General features: G+C 65.5%; 13 protein-coding genes. 6 read left to right on the top strand and 7 right to left on the bottom strand.

What is annotated here, in order from left to right; translation table 11 throughout:
• Nucleotides 1-75: 75 nt before the first annotated feature.
• The 4 genes from E5206_RS13985 to E5206_RS13970 form a co-directional block, all read right to left on the bottom strand.
• Nucleotides 76-603, bottom strand: coding sequence for a DUF427 domain-containing protein (locus E5206_RS13985; RefSeq protein WP_136323017.1), 528 nt, complete (start codon nucleotides 601-603; stop codon nucleotides 76-78).
• Between the two features lie 303 nt (nucleotides 604-906).
• The gene (locus E5206_RS13980) at nucleotides 907-2,106 is read right to left on the bottom strand and encodes an IS110 family transposase (protein ID WP_136322486.1); all 1,200 of its coding nucleotides are present in this window, start codon (nucleotides 2,104-2,106) and stop codon (nucleotides 907-909) included.
• A gap of 183 nt (nucleotides 2,107-2,289) precedes the next feature.
• A complete protein-coding gene (locus E5206_RS13975) occupies nucleotides 2,290-2,829 on the bottom strand; it encodes an NAD(P)H-binding protein (protein ID WP_136323016.1) in 540 nt (179 codons plus the stop codon).
• The gene (locus tag E5206_RS13970; protein ID WP_136323015.1) at nucleotides 2,826-3,707 is read right to left on the bottom strand and encodes a helix-turn-helix transcriptional regulator; all 882 of its coding nucleotides are present in this window, start codon (nucleotides 3,705-3,707) and stop codon (nucleotides 2,826-2,828) included. Before E5206_RS13970 ends, E5206_RS13975 begins: the two co-directional genes overlap by 4 nt.
• Nucleotides 3,708-3,809: 102 nt before the next feature.
• On the opposite strand from E5206_RS13970, the gene E5206_RS13965 reads away from it, so the two are divergent.
• The 6 genes from E5206_RS13965 to E5206_RS13940 all read left to right on the top strand — a co-directional run bounded on the left by E5206_RS13965 (nucleotide 3,810) and on the right by E5206_RS13940 (nucleotide 8,281).
• On the top strand, nucleotides 3,810-5,261 hold the full coding sequence (locus tag E5206_RS13965; protein WP_136323014.1) for an MFS transporter: 1,452 nt from the start codon (nucleotides 3,810-3,812) through the stop codon (nucleotides 5,259-5,261).
• 81 nt (nucleotides 5,262-5,342) lie between these two features.
• Nucleotides 5,343-6,224: an aldo/keto reductase gene (locus E5206_RS13960; protein ID WP_136323013.1), complete on the top strand. Its 882-nt coding sequence runs from the start codon at nucleotides 5,343-5,345 to the stop codon at nucleotides 6,222-6,224.
• 20 nt (nucleotides 6,225-6,244) lie between these two features.
• The gene (locus tag E5206_RS13955) at nucleotides 6,245-7,270 is read left to right on the top strand and encodes an aldo/keto reductase (protein ID WP_136323012.1); all 1,026 of its coding nucleotides are present in this window, start codon (nucleotides 6,245-6,247) and stop codon (nucleotides 7,268-7,270) included.
• Nucleotides 7,267-7,629, top strand: coding sequence for a nuclear transport factor 2 family protein (locus E5206_RS13950; protein ID WP_136323011.1), 363 nt, complete (start codon nucleotides 7,267-7,269; stop codon nucleotides 7,627-7,629). Before E5206_RS13955 ends, E5206_RS13950 begins: the two co-directional genes overlap by 4 nt.
• 129 nt (nucleotides 7,630-7,758) lie before the next feature.
• Nucleotides 7,759-7,977, top strand: coding sequence for a hypothetical protein (locus tag E5206_RS19635; protein WP_240689739.1), 219 nt, complete (start codon nucleotides 7,759-7,761; stop codon nucleotides 7,975-7,977).
• Nucleotides 7,880-8,281, top strand: a complete 402-nt coding sequence (locus E5206_RS13940) for a cupin domain-containing protein (protein WP_136323010.1) — start codon at nucleotides 7,880-7,882, stop codon at nucleotides 8,279-8,281. The genes E5206_RS19635 and E5206_RS13940 overlap by 98 nt, the downstream gene beginning before the upstream one ends.
• A 687-nt stretch (nucleotides 8,282-8,968) precedes the next feature.
• Here E5206_RS13940 and E5206_RS13930 read toward each other — a convergent pair.
• The 3 genes from E5206_RS13930 to E5206_RS13920 are packed head-to-tail and all read right to left on the bottom strand — an operon-like array spanning nucleotide 8,969 to nucleotide 12,803.
• Nucleotides 8,969-9,889, bottom strand: a complete 921-nt coding sequence (locus tag E5206_RS13930; protein WP_136323008.1) for a dioxygenase — start codon at nucleotides 9,887-9,889, stop codon at nucleotides 8,969-8,971.
• Between the two features lie 38 nt (nucleotides 9,890-9,927).
• Complete coding sequence (locus E5206_RS13925) at nucleotides 9,928-11,004, bottom strand: maleylacetate reductase (RefSeq protein ID WP_136323007.1); 1,077 nt, start codon at nucleotides 11,002-11,004, stop codon at nucleotides 9,928-9,930.
• A gap of 2 nt (nucleotides 11,005-11,006) precedes the next feature.
• A complete protein-coding gene (locus tag E5206_RS13920; RefSeq protein ID WP_136323006.1) occupies nucleotides 11,007-12,803 on the bottom strand; it encodes an FAD-dependent monooxygenase in 1,797 nt (598 codons plus the stop codon).
• Nucleotides 12,804-12,895 lie beyond the last annotated feature (92 nt).

Raw genomic sequence — 12,895 nt, 5'->3', positions numbered from 1 at the left:
GGAATTACCAGCCTCTGAACTGCTTCACGTAGTTCTCGACGGCGTCCGTGGTTTGAGTTTCGTTGGTCGGGGCCGTCACCACCCGTTCGTACCCGGGCCGCCCTTGAACGGGCCAACGATCTGCGTGGTGATCCAACCGCCGTAGAAGTCACCATCCTGGAAGGTCACTTGCTCGCCGTTGACCTCACAGGAGTCCATGTGATCCGGGTATAGGGCCACTCGGGTACTGAGCGCCTCGAAACCCCGGGTGGGTTCCGGGTAGGTCCACCCGGCACGGGCAGCTACGACTCCGCCGGCAACGACGTCGAAGTAGTGCGCTTCTCCCTTGAACTCGCAGAAGCTGGTGCCCTCGACCGGGACGAGCACACCGGCAGGGAATGCGTCCAATGGCAAGTAGTAGACAGGGGGATGACTCGTCTCCAGGACGCGCACTGCATCGGTGGTGTCGGCAATCAGCTGCCCGCCAAGCCGGACGGTGACCCGGTCGGATCGAGGCTCGACCCTTGGTGGCCGCGGGTAGTCCCACACCGATTCTTGACCGGCCTGGGGTTTGATGGGCTGGGGACGCCGGAAGAAGCCGGAAAAACCGTGAGCAGGAGTCATGTCCCCATGCTCCCATGTTCCGCTGGGATGCCACCGTGAACGCCGGGGAGGTCTCGGTTGGCACTTGGGGCGGTATCGAACCCGGCCGGCGTTCTTCGGCGCGTCTAGCCGGTGCCGCCGCCGGGGACGGCGCCAGCCGGTCCGGACTTTAGCCGCCGGCCTTGGGGCTTCCTGTTGTAATTTTGGCGAGGTCGTGGCGGAACATTTCGGGCTCACTCTCCACAGGGAGGTCGACAATGTCTTCGGCTGCATCGAGAGACTCGGCTGAGTCGGGCGTCAGGGGGGGTGTCCCTATGCTTTTGGTCAAGCCGTTTGGGGAGCTTTTTCCTCGTAGAGTGTGCCGTTGCGGAGCATGGCATGGATGACGTCGCAGCGGCGGCGTGCCAGACAAATGACGGCGGCGTTGTGTTTCTTCCCTTCGGCGCGTTTCCGGTCGTAGTAGGCCTTGGAAACGGGGTCGTGGCAGGAGGCGATCCAGGCGGATCGGAAGAGTGCGTTCTTGAGTTCCTTGTTGCCGGAGCGGGCAGGGAATTCGCCACGGATGGACGTTCCGGACCGTCGAGTGACCGGTGCGATGCCCGCGTAGGCGGCGAGGTGGCCGGAGGTGCGGAAGCTGCTCCCGTCGCCGATGGTCAGGAGTATCGTGGCGGCGGTCTTGATGCCAACTCCCGGCATGGACATCAAGACCCGGGAAAGAGGGAAGTCGTCCAGGAGCTTTTCGACTTCTTCGGCCACGATGGTCCGTTGGCGTTTGAGTTCCTTGATCTGGGCGGCGACGCGCGGGATGACCAGCTCCACCGCCTCGGTCCCGGCGACGGTTACCGTCTGCTCGCCCAGGGCGGCGAACACGGCGTCGATGAGCGCGGCCGGGTCTTTGCGGCTGTGGTTGCGGACCCAGCGCAGCACATTCGACCGTCCCGCGGCACGAAGACCGGTCGGGCCCGCGTATCTGATCAGCATTTCCAGGACCAGGGAACGGGTAAGGACGGTGCCGGGAAAGGCCCGTTCCAGGGCCGGGAAGATCTGCAGCAGCAGGGACCGGAGCCGGTTGATCGCACGGGTGCATTCGTGGGTCAGATCCTCATCAAATCCGGAGAGCACCTTCAGCGCCGAGAGGACCTCGCTGTCACGGTCGACCGCGCGCAGAGTGTGCGGCATGGCGCGCGCCGTGGCCGCGATGATGAAGGCGTCACGGGCATCGGTCTTGGACTTTCCCGGGTAGAGGTCTGCCGCTTTGCGCATGGCCAGTCCCGGCAGATAAGCCACCTCGCAACCACAATCCCGGGCCACAGCAACCGGCAGCGCCCCGATGGTGTTGGGCTGGTCGACCACCACCAGGACCTGTCCGTGCTCCTGGAGTGCGGTAAACAGCATCCGGAGCCGTGCTTCGTCCTGCGGCAGCGGTTTGTCGAAAACCCGCTCCCCGGCGGCGTTGAGCGCGGTTGCATGATGTTCGCTCTTGCCGACATCGAGCCCGCAGAAGATGTCGAATTCCTGTTCCATACCGGCGCTCCTTTGCACCACCATATGGCCGCAGTCACGACACCCGATGCCGGCACCCACGTTACAAAGAGACCTGGACGCTATCGCCCGGCCGTGTCCCTATCAGCGGTCAGCAAGTGTCTCCGAACCCGGCGACAACACCCCCCGGATCATCAATGACAGGGCGAGAAAGTCATACCGGGTTCAGCGACCAAATCCCCGGCCTTCGGGGACCCAATAAATGTAACGGGTGAAGAGGGTGGTGAGGTCGTCCTGCTCGGGTCCGTGGTCGGCGATGAGTTCGAGAGTTTTGTGGTTGGCGGCGTCGATGTGAAGGCTGCCGATGAGTACGCGGGCGATTTGGTCCCGTGCAATAACGCCGTCGGCTGGTGATCCAGAGTGTTTCCTATCGCCTTGGAGCATGGCGATCTTCCGCTGGCCGGGTTGGTTATAGTCAAACCATCCGGGGCGCACGATTGTGTACGGGTTGCCGCTGGCGCGGACGAGCCGCTCGCTCCGCAGCTTCCACTCTGCGTAGGCGACGCCGGGCCGCGTGGTGCCGATAGCAGTCATGAGCACGATGCGTGTCCGGCGGCCGCCCAAGGCTTTGAGCATGTTGGCGACGCCGCTGTAGTCGTTGTCCCGCACGTCCCGTTCGCTGGTGGTGGATCCGTGCGTGAACACGATCGCGTCGACTCCGTCGACGGCACCGACGATCAGAACAGTGGAGGGACGGTCGTTCATTTTCCCTCCTTGACTGCGGCCTCTGCGGTGTTCCGCTGGGTGGCGGCCCAACTGGCGAGGACTTTCAGCGCGTCCTCGGAGGGCGTCCCGGGATCTGCTGTGTAGACGTTGATGCGCAGTCCCGGGTCTGCGGGGAGTTCCAGCGCTTCAAAGCTCAAGTCCATGTCGCCAACGATCGGGTGGTGGAGCCGTTTGCGGCCGGCGCGGTGGTACTTCACGTCGTGACGGGCCCACCGGGTGCGGAACTCCTCGCTGCGGGTTGAGAGTTCACCGATCAGGTCCGTGAGGTCCTTGTCGTACGGGTTCTTTCCGGCCGTGGAGCGCAGGACAGCGACGATGTCATCCGCCGCGCGTTCCCAATCGGCGAAGAACTCCCGCGCTTTCGGATTCAGGAAGGTGAACCGTGCGCTGTTCGGCGGAGTGGGTCCCTCTGCCATCATGTCCAGATAGAGCGCACGGCCCAGTTCGTTGGCGGCGAGGACATCCCCGCGGTCGTTGCGGACCCAGGCCGGCGCCGTCGTGATCGCATCGATGACGCGTTGCACGCTCGGCCGCACCGTCTGCGGGCTGCGCTTGCGCCGCACCCGGGGGGAGGCGGTGGCGGCGCGGGCCAGGTCAAAAAGGTGGGCCGTTTCGGCGTCGTCGAGCTTCAGGGCACGCCCCAGGGCTTCAAGGACGCTGTCCGAGGCGCCGGAGAGGTTTCCCCGCTCAAGGCGTATGTAGTAATCGATGCTCATCCCGGCGAGCATCGCGACTTCCTCGCGGCGCAGCCCGCTAACGCGCCGGTTGCCGCCATAGACCGGCAGGCCGGCCTCATCCGGCGTGATCCTTGCACGGCGGGAAGTCAGGAACTTCCGCACGTCGTCACTGTGTGTCATGGCATCCACGCTACGCCGCCGCCCCGGAACGAAGGAGGTACTGGCGTTACCCGGAAGGGCCGTGACTCCCGGCCAGTAAGGAATCACGGTTGCATTGAAAGCATGAAACCTGAACCCGCAACCGCGCCCCACCCGGCAGCCATCCTGGCGATCATCCTGGCCAGTTATTTCATGATCCTGCTGGACAACTCGGTCATCTTCACCGCGCTGCCGAGCCTGCAGGCCGACCTGCGGCTGAGCACCGGTGAGCTCTCCTGGGTTCAGGACGCCTACACGCTGGTCTTCGGCGGGCTGCTGCTGCTCGGAGCCCGGGCAGGAGATCTGCTGGGGCGCCGCCGGGTGTTCGTGTTCGGTTTGGTGGTGTTTTCGATCGCGTCGCTGTTGATCGGGCTGGCGCCGGCGGGCTGGTGGGCGATCGCCGGCCGCGCCGTTCAGGGTATCGGGGCTGCGATCGTCGCACCCGCGTCACTGTCCCTGCTCACGGCGAGCTTCCCGGAGGGCCGTGATCGCACCCGGGCGGTGGCGTTGTACGGCGCTACCGCAGGGATCGGTGCCAGCCTTGGGCTGGTCATCGGCGGGGCGCTGGCCCACTGGATCTCCTGGCGGGCAGGGTTCTTCGTCAATGTACCCATCGGCGCCGCGATGATCGCACTTGCACCGCGGTTCATCCCGGAATCGGGCCGGGCCCGCGGCCGCTTTGATGTATTCGGCGCGCTCAGCACCACGCTGGGTGTCGGCGCTTTCGTGTTCGGCATCATCAACTCCGCCGACGACGGATGGGCCTCGCCGGTCACAGTCACGGCTGCCACCGTCGGCGTCGTGCTCCTGGCTCTGTTCGTCCAGATTGAACGCCGGGCTGCCCAGCCGATCATGCCGCTGCGGCTGTTCAAGAGCCGCCGCCGCACCGGCGCCTATGTCGCCCGCTTTCTGTACCTGGGCGCGATGATCGCATTCTTCTTCTTCACGACCCAGTACCTGCAGGAAGTACTGGGCTTCGACCCCCTGCAGGCCGGCATGGGATTCCTCCCCATGACCGCAGTCAACTTCGCTGTGGCAATGAGTATCCCACGGCTCATGGGCAAAATGCCGGGTTCAATTCCACTCGTGGCCGGCATTCTGATCACCCTTGCCGGGATGTTCTGGCTCAGCCGGGTCGGCGTCGACTCCAGCTATCTGACCGGGGTGGCACTGCCGATGGTCCTCATTGGCGCGGGCCAAGGTCTTGCTTTTGCGCCACTGACCTCGTTCGGCATCATCGGCGCCCCGGCCTCCGACGCAGGGGCAGCGTCGGGCCTTCTGAACACCTTCCACCAGATCGGCACCTGCCTCGGGCTCGGCATAGCGGTCGCCGCCGCAGCCACCGTCCCCACGGGCGGTTCTGCCGCAGCGCAGCTGGCCGCGCAGGTCAGCGCCGCGCTCACCACAGGCAGTGTCCTGCTGCTCATCGCCCTGGCCGTCACCGCGGCCCTCATCCTGCCCGCAGACCTGGCCACCCGCCGCACCAGGACACCACTCGGGGCCGCCCCTGCGCTGCAGCTCGAAGGCGCCCGCTGAACCTGACGCGACACACTTCAAGGGGGTACTGATGTGCACTCCCACAACGCCGCACATCTGAATACCGTGAAAGGCATGATCATGGAACTAACACTCAACAACGGCATCACCATCCCAGCCCTCGGCCTGGGCGTCTTCCAAAGCGCCCCGGAGCAGACCACTGCCGCCGTCGAGGCCGCGCTTGCAACCGGCTACCGGCACATCGACACTGCCGCCGCCTACGGCAACGAGCGGGAAGTCGGGCAGGGCATCCGCAACTCGGGCCTGGATCGTTCGGAGGTGTTCATCGAGACCAAGGTCTGGGTCAGCGACTACGGCTACGGCCAGACCCTGCATGCCTGGGACAAGGCAACAGGCAAACTCGGCGTCGACTACCTGGACCTGCTCATCCTGCACCAGCCCGCCCCCGACCGGTTCGACAAAACCATCGCCGCATACAAGGCCCTGGAGACCCTGCTTGCTGACGGGCGCGTCCGTGCGATCGGCGTCAGCAACTTCATGCCCCACCACCTGAAGCAACTGCTCGACTCGACCGACGTCGTCCCGGCCGTGAACCAGATCGAACTGCACCCCTACTTCACCCAGCCGGACGTCCAGGCAGCCGACGCCCAGCACGGGATCCTCACCCAGGCCTGGTCGCCGATCGGAGGGATCACCTTCTACCCAGGGTGGGGCGGGGACCGCCGGAACGTCATGGAAGACCCGACAATCGCCGCCATCGCACGGGCCTACGGCAGGAGCCCGGCGCAGGTCATGCTCCGGTGGCACCTGCAGCAGGGGCGCTCAGCCATTCCGAAATCGACCAACCCGGCACGCATCGCCGAAAACTTCGACGTCTTCAACTTCGAACTCAGTGCGGACGAACTCGCCGCCATCGACGCGCTCGACACCGGCGTGCGTAACGGACCGGACCCGGACGAGGCCCGCGAGGAACGCTTCGCCATGGTCATCCCCGAATCCTAAGCCAGAGAGAAGGAACCAGCATGGAATACCGTCCCCTCGGCCGCACCGGCGTGCAGGTCAGCCCCTTGTGCCTCGGTGCGATGATGTTCGGCCCCTGGGGCAACAACGACACCGCCGACTCCATCCACATCATCCACCGCGCCCTCGACGCGGGCATCAACTTCATCGACACCGCCGACGTCTACTCAGGCGGGGCATCCGAGGAAATCGTCGGAAAGGCAGTGGAAGGCCGGCGTGAGGACGTGTTCCTCGCCACCAAGTTCTTTATGCCCATGAGCGAGGACCCCAACGAGCGCGGCGGATCCCGCCGCTGGATCATCCGCGAAGTCGAAAACTCCCTCCGCCGGCTGAACACCGACTACATCGACCTCTACCAGGTCCACCGGCCCAGCCCCGATACCGACGTCGAGGAGACCCTCGGCGCGCTCACCGACCTCGTCCGCCAGGGCAAGGTCCGTTACATCGGCTCCTCGTCCTACTCGGGATCCCAGATTGTCGAAGCCCAGTGGGCATCCCGGGAACGAAACCTCGAACGGTTCATCACCGAACAGCCGCCCTACTCGATCCTGGTCCGCGGCATCGAGGAAGACGTCCTTCCCGCGGTGCAGCGCCACGGAATGGGCACCCTCACCTACAGCCCGCTCGGCGGCGGCTGGCTCTCCGGACGGTGGCGTAAAGACGCAGCGTCCGCACCCACCTCGTCGGCCCGTCCGGGCGCCCGGTTCGATATGACAAGCCCGGCCAACCAGCGCAAGCTCGACATCGTCGAAGACCTCGCCCAGCTGGCCGAACAGGCCGGGCTGACCCTCATCGAGCTGGCGATAGCGTTCGTGATCAACCACCCCGGCGTCACGGCGGCGATCGTCGGGCCCCGCACCATGGAGCAGCTGGAGTCCTACCTGCCGGCCGCCGATATCACTCTGTCCACCGACGTGCTGGACGGCATCGATCAGCTCGTCGCGCCCGGGGTCACCGTCAATCCCGATGACAACAGCTATGGAGCCCAGGAACTGACAGCGCAGGCACGGCGGCGGAGACAGGCGTGAGCGCCGCCGCGGTGGAGGAGCTCCACAGCGCTTCGTGCGAGGCGATGGTGGCCGGGGATGTGGCCGGGCTGGACAGCATCCTCGCCGACGAATTCACCCTTACGCACATGACCGGATACGTGCAGTCAAAGGCGGAATGGCTTGATGCCATCGAAACCGGCCAGATGCAGTACCACCGGATGGAAACAGTGGAGGCAACCCTCGGCACGGACGTCACCGTGCCAGAGATGACCGCCCGCACGTTCACCGACGCCACGATCTGGGGATCCAGGGCCACCTGGCGGCTGACGCTGCGTTCCTGGTTCGAACGCCGTGGAGACGAATGGGTCGTAGCGCGCACAGTCGCATCAACCTGGTAAGTCCCACGCGGCCCATCCATTTGACGCGAGCAGTAGAACACACAGATCGGAAGGAGATGTCATGGAAGGGCTGGAAACCGTCGTACTCCTGGGCATGACCGTGCTCGCGGGCACGCTCTCGAAAACGGCGTGACCCAGGAGGAGCTCATCGAAGCCATCACCCATGTCACGCCCTACGCAGGCTGGCCAAGGGCATGTCTGCGATGGGCGTCGCCAAGCAACTCTTCACAGACATCAAGCAAGGAAAATCATGAACATCGAACCCTCTGTGCCCACCTCGAAAAACCCGGCGGCCCAATTCGCCGGCGACGTCTGGCTGGATCCGATCGCTCTTCCCCACGAGTCTGACCAGACGATGGTCGTCGCGACCGTCCGTTTCGCGCCCGGAGCACGTACCGCCTGGCACTCCCACGAGCACGGCCAGTATCTGCGTGTCACCCAGGGCGTGGGCCGTTTCGGTACCCGTGACGGCAGGATCATCGAGGTCCACCCGGGCCAGACGCTTTACACGCCGCCCGGCGAGGAGCATTGGCACGCGGCTGCCCCAGGCTGCTTCATGGAACACATTGCGATGCTCCAAAACGGCGAGGACCCGTCAAAGACCACCACTTGGGGCGAGCACATCACAGACGACGAGTACAACGGCCGCTGACCGGCCGCGGGCGTTTCATGGAGCAGGAAGCAAAGGTGGCCTCCTAGAGGCGCCGGTCCGCAGCCGCAGTCGTCCTGCCCTCCGGCGGGAGCTGTAAGTTCCGGTTGGTTCGGGGCCGAATACCACGGTAATCGATGGAGAAAACGGACGGGATGAAACGCGGCACGCCCGCTTCCGCCGCCGCCTCCAGCAAGCGCGATTGAGCACCGATGATGGCGCTGTCGAGACCGTTGATCGCGGAGACTACGGAGTCAACCTCCGTGCAGGCTCTTCGGAGGCCGCCCGGGTCGTCGTAACCGGTCTGGACCACCTTGACCCCTGGGCGCGTAGCTGTGAGATCCGCGCCGTGCTGGTCCCTGGTCGTGTCAGGATTCGAACGGTGGCCCCAAGGGCGACCAAATTCCACAGGATGCGTCCCCCGAGATCGCCGGTGGCACCGGCAAGAAGGACTGTGCCTGGCGGGGGTGGCATCGCGGTCATGATTCACACCTCAAGTGATGTCTGGCGGAAAAGCGATAGTCGGCTAAAGACTATCTGCTTCTCCAATCCCCCACACTGACAGGACCGCCGCTGTGGTGTCCATGCGGGCGCCGTTCGCGACGACTCTTACTGCTCTGGCTGGGGATCCGATGGTAGTGGTGCGGGTGAGTCGCACGATGGGCACCTTTACATTCGCCGTCTTCGCGTTCAGGCGTTGGCGGGGGCGAGGACGACGTCGAAGCGGGTGCGGGCCCAGGTCTGGTCGCCGAGGTCGCGGCCGTCCGGGGTTGGAGCGTTGGCGGGCTGGGGTTCGAATTTCTTGATGAGGGAGTTTTTGACGCCGAAGACGGAGTCGCCGGTTTCGATCTGCGGGTCCCCTGCGACGAAGATGTGCGTCACGAGGGTGCGCAGGCCGGGGGCGGTGACCATGAAGTGCAGGTGGGAGGCGCGGACGGGGGAGCGGCGGGTGGCTTCGAGCATTTTGCCGACCGGTCCGTCGTGGGGGATCGGGTACGGGGTGGGGGTGAGTCCCCAGAACGCGTAGTTGCCGTTGTCGTCGGCGAACAGGTGGGCCCGGCCGGCGACGCGGGCATCGGTGTACTGGACGTCGTAGAAGCCGTCTTCGTCGGCTTCCCAGACTTCGATCCGGGCTCCCGGCACAGGGTTGCCGGAGGTGTCGGTGATGGTGCCCTCGACCCAGCAGGGCTGGCCGGCGGCGCCGCCGGCGATGTCGCCGCCGATGGGGATTTCGGGGGCGTCGTCCACAAAGAACGGCCCGAAGACCGTGGCCTCGGTGGCGGGGGCGGTGCCGGTGTAGGCCTGGTTGTTGATGGCGATGGTTTGCATGGACAGGCCCAGGACGTCGGAGAGGAGGATGAATTCCTGGCGTTTGTCATCGGTGATGTGTCCGGCGGCGGTGAGGAATTCAATCCCGGTGTTCCACTCGTCCTCGGTGAGGCGGACTTCGCGGACGAAGTTGTGCAGGTGCCGGGTCAGGGACTGCATGATCTGCTTCAGGCGCGGGTCCCCGGCCTTTTCGAAGGACGCGACGACGGTGTCCACAAGTTCCTGTTCGACGGCGGCCTGTTCGGGGCTGATGGTGCCTTGGGGGTGGGTGGTGTGGGACATGCTGTACTCCTTAAATCTGTGTGTGGTCGGGGCCCGGGTCAGAGACTCAGCAGGACCGCGGGGTCTTCGCCGGTGAGGGCTGCCGCCAGGAGGCGGGTGAGGTTCTCGGTGGTGACGGGGCGTGGGTTGTTTGCCGGTACGGCGGGAAGGATGATGGCGGCGGCTTCGGGGATCCCGTCTGCGGTGAAGCCGTAGTCAGAGAGTGCCTTGGGCGCGTCGAGTCGTTTGCGGAGTTCCTGGAGACCGGTGAGGGCGTCGGTGGTGCCGAAGGCGGCGGCGATCCGGGCGCTGGCCTCGGGGGCGCAGGGTGCGTTGAAGGCCAGGACGTAGGGCAGGACGGTGGCGTGGGTCTGGGCGTGGGGCAGGTTGAAGGTGCCGCCGAGGACGTGGCAGATTTTGTGGTGGATCCCGGATCCGGCGGAGGCGAACGCGACGGCGGCGAGGTAGGCGCCGTAGAGGGATTGTTCGCGCCCCTCGGTCCCGGCCGGGTCCTCCGCGATGAGGGGCAGTCCCTGGTTGAGGGCGCGGATGCCTTCGGCGGCCAGCGCGGCGTTGATGGGGTCGGCTCGGGGGGCCCACATCGAGTCGATGCAGTGGGCCATGCCGTTCAGGCCGGAGGCGACGGACATGGCCACGGGCAGGGACAGGGTCAGGGCGGCGTCGTAGATGACGGTGGCGGGCAGGACGGCGTCGTCGACGCCGGTGGTTTTCCGGGCTGCCTCGGTCAGGCCCCAGACGTTGGTGGCTTCGGATCCGGCGTAGGTGGTGGGCACGGCGATGATCGGGATCCGGGTGGTCATGGCGATGGCTTTGGCCAGGCCCGTGGTGGACCCGCCGCCGACGCAGACCAGCAGGTCGATGCCGGACCCGGCCGCGGCGGCCCGGGCCTTTTCGGCCGTTTCGATGGGGACGTGCATGACGACGTCGTGGTGCCAGAGCGCGACGTTGATGCCGGCGGCGACGGTGCGGGCCATCGGCGTCTCGAAGTCGGAGGCGATCACCATGATCCGCTGAGCGCCCAGCCGGGCGACCTCCGCTGCGAGGTTCGCAGCAGCCTTACCGGTGCCGAACAGGACACGCTGGCCCAGGGTCACATGCTCAAAAGACAGGCTCATAGTCAGTTCTCCAGATTCAGGATTGCGCACACGGCGCCGTAGAGGGCACCATTCGGATCCGCCGGCAAGCGGTCGGCGCGCCAGCCGACGTGCTTGTCCGGGCGGACCAGCACGGCACCATCTTCCGCCACACCACGCAGTTTCGCCCAGTCGAAGTACAGGTCCGTGACCTCCTGGCCTGGGCCGATCACTACGGCCTGGACCGTGACGCCGAGCTGGTCGCTGACCTTCTGCGCGGCCGTGCGCCAATCCACGCCCGTGCTGCCGGTGAATAGCGTGAACTGGCCGTACGGGGCAAGGTCGTGGGTCGAGAGCTTGCGGGCGCTGTCGCCCAGCCAGGCATGCGGGAGCCGTCCGCCCGGATGTGTCGATGCTTCGTAATAAAGTTCCGGATCCCGGGCCGGGACAGCGCGGGTGGTTCCGTCGCTTACGATCGCGGAGGACTCGTAGTGCTGGCCGAGTTCCACGCCATGGGCATTGAATTCGTAGTTCTTGATCTCCATCGCCGCCTGGATGGCCTGGCGCTTGGCTGCGCCTTCGGCGGTGTTGTCCTTGCGGGACTCGATCAAGGCGTGCATCTCCTCGGCGGTCTCGGCCTTGTCGATCCCGAGGGCCTCGAAGAGCTGGCCGAATTCCCGGCCGGACTTGTTGGCCCTGGTCACGATCTGCTTCGCCACCGGGGCGCGCTCGGCGGTGTAGGTCTCCAACAGATCCTCGCCGGCCTGTCCGTTGAGCACGGCGGCGATCTTCCAGGCCAGGTTGTAGGAATCCTGGATCGAGGTGTTGGAGCCGAGCCCGTTGCTCGGCGGGTGCTTGTGCACGGCGTCTCCGGCGCAAAAGACACGCCCGGACTGCAGCCGCGTGGCGTACTGCTCGTTGTTGCCCCACAGCGAGGTTCCCGTGATTTCGACGTCGAGGTCCGGGACACCGATCAGGTTCCGAACGATCTGGGCCGCGGACTCATCCGTCACAACGGGCGGCTCGTCGTTGATGTCGAAGCCCCACACGATCAGCCACTCGTTCCACGGCCGCACCATGCGCACCAGGCCGGCACCGATGCCGCCGATGTTCGATCCGGGCTGGACCACCCAGTACAGCACCGAGGGACGGTGCCCCACAAGCCCGGCGATGTCCGCCTTGAAGGTGATGTTCATCGAACCTGCGATGTCCATCTGCCCCTCGTACGGCAGCTTAATGTCCGAGGCAACCTTGGAACGGGCGCCATCGGCGCCGATCAGGTACTTGGCCCGGATGGTGTATCCGGTTCCAGTGAGCCGGTTCAGCACCCGCACGCTCACGCCGTCGACGTCCTGGCTGTGCGAGAGGTACTCGGTGGAGAACTGGGTCTGCGTACCGCGCATGGTCGCGTTCTTCACCAGGATCGGCTCGAGGTAGGTCTGCGGGATATCGCAGTTCAAGGACGGTGACGCCAGTTCATAGTCGGCATGACGCGCCGGATGTGTTCCCCAGCTCAGGATCCGCCCGATCTCCTCCCCGGCAATCGACGTGCAGAACACGGTATCGCCGATCATCTCGTGAGGCGTGGCATCGGCCAGGACCTGGTCCTCGATCCCCATGTCCCGGAAGATCTCCATGGTGCGCTGGTTCGTGATGTGCGCACGGGGCGTGTTCGCCGTCCAGCGGTACTTGGTGATCATGATGTTCGGCACGCCCAGGCTGGATAGGAACAGTGCGGCCGAGGACCCCGCCGGGCCCGACCCGACGATCAGCACGTCGGTGTGGACGACATTTGCGTCCGGGAGAGCCGTTTCGGCAACCCCGTCGTTAAAAATAACCATTGTTTTCCTTCGGTAAGGCCCAGGGGCCGGAAGTTTGAGGCTGAAGTGGTGCGCGCTATCGGTGCGCCGGGCTATCCTGGCCGCTGCTCTCA

Source organism: Arthrobacter sp. PAMC25564, from assembly GCF_004798705.1.
In the GTDB taxonomy this organism is placed as follows: domain Bacteria; phylum Actinomycetota; class Actinomycetes; order Actinomycetales; family Micrococcaceae; genus Arthrobacter.
Note: the sequence above shows the minus strand (reverse complement) of the source record. Positions and strands in the feature narration are given on the sequence as shown.

Coding starts and splice junctions, on each gene's coding strand:
- E5206_RS13985 (WP_136323017.1), bottom strand. CDS start 603: ATGACTCCTGCTCACGGTTTTTCCGGCTTCTTCCGGCGTCCCCAGCCC.
- E5206_RS13980 (WP_136322486.1), bottom strand. CDS start 2,106: ATGGAACAGGAATTCGACATCTTCTGCGGGCTCGATGTCGGCAAGAGC.
- E5206_RS13975 (WP_136323016.1), bottom strand. CDS start 2,829: ATGAACGACCGTCCCTCCACTGTTCTGATCGTCGGTGCCGTCGACGGA.
- E5206_RS13970 (WP_136323015.1), bottom strand. CDS start 3,707: ATGACACACAGTGACGACGTGCGGAAGTTCCTGACTTCCCGCCGTGCA.
- E5206_RS13965 (WP_136323014.1), top strand. CDS start 3,810: ATGAAACCTGAACCCGCAACCGCGCCCCACCCGGCAGCCATCCTGGCG.
- E5206_RS13960 (WP_136323013.1), top strand. CDS start 5,343: ATGGAACTAACACTCAACAACGGCATCACCATCCCAGCCCTCGGCCTG.
- E5206_RS13955 (WP_136323012.1), top strand. CDS start 6,245: ATGGAATACCGTCCCCTCGGCCGCACCGGCGTGCAGGTCAGCCCCTTG.
- E5206_RS13940 (WP_136323010.1), top strand. CDS start 7,880: ATGAACATCGAACCCTCTGTGCCCACCTCGAAAAACCCGGCGGCCCAA.
- E5206_RS13930 (WP_136323008.1), bottom strand. CDS start 9,889: ATGTCCCACACCACCCACCCCCAAGGCACCATCAGCCCCGAACAGGCC.
- E5206_RS13925 (WP_136323007.1), bottom strand. CDS start 11,004: ATGAGCCTGTCTTTTGAGCATGTGACCCTGGGCCAGCGTGTCCTGTTC.
- E5206_RS13920 (WP_136323006.1), bottom strand. CDS start 12,803: ATGGTTATTTTTAACGACGGGGTTGCCGAAACGGCTCTCCCGGACGCA.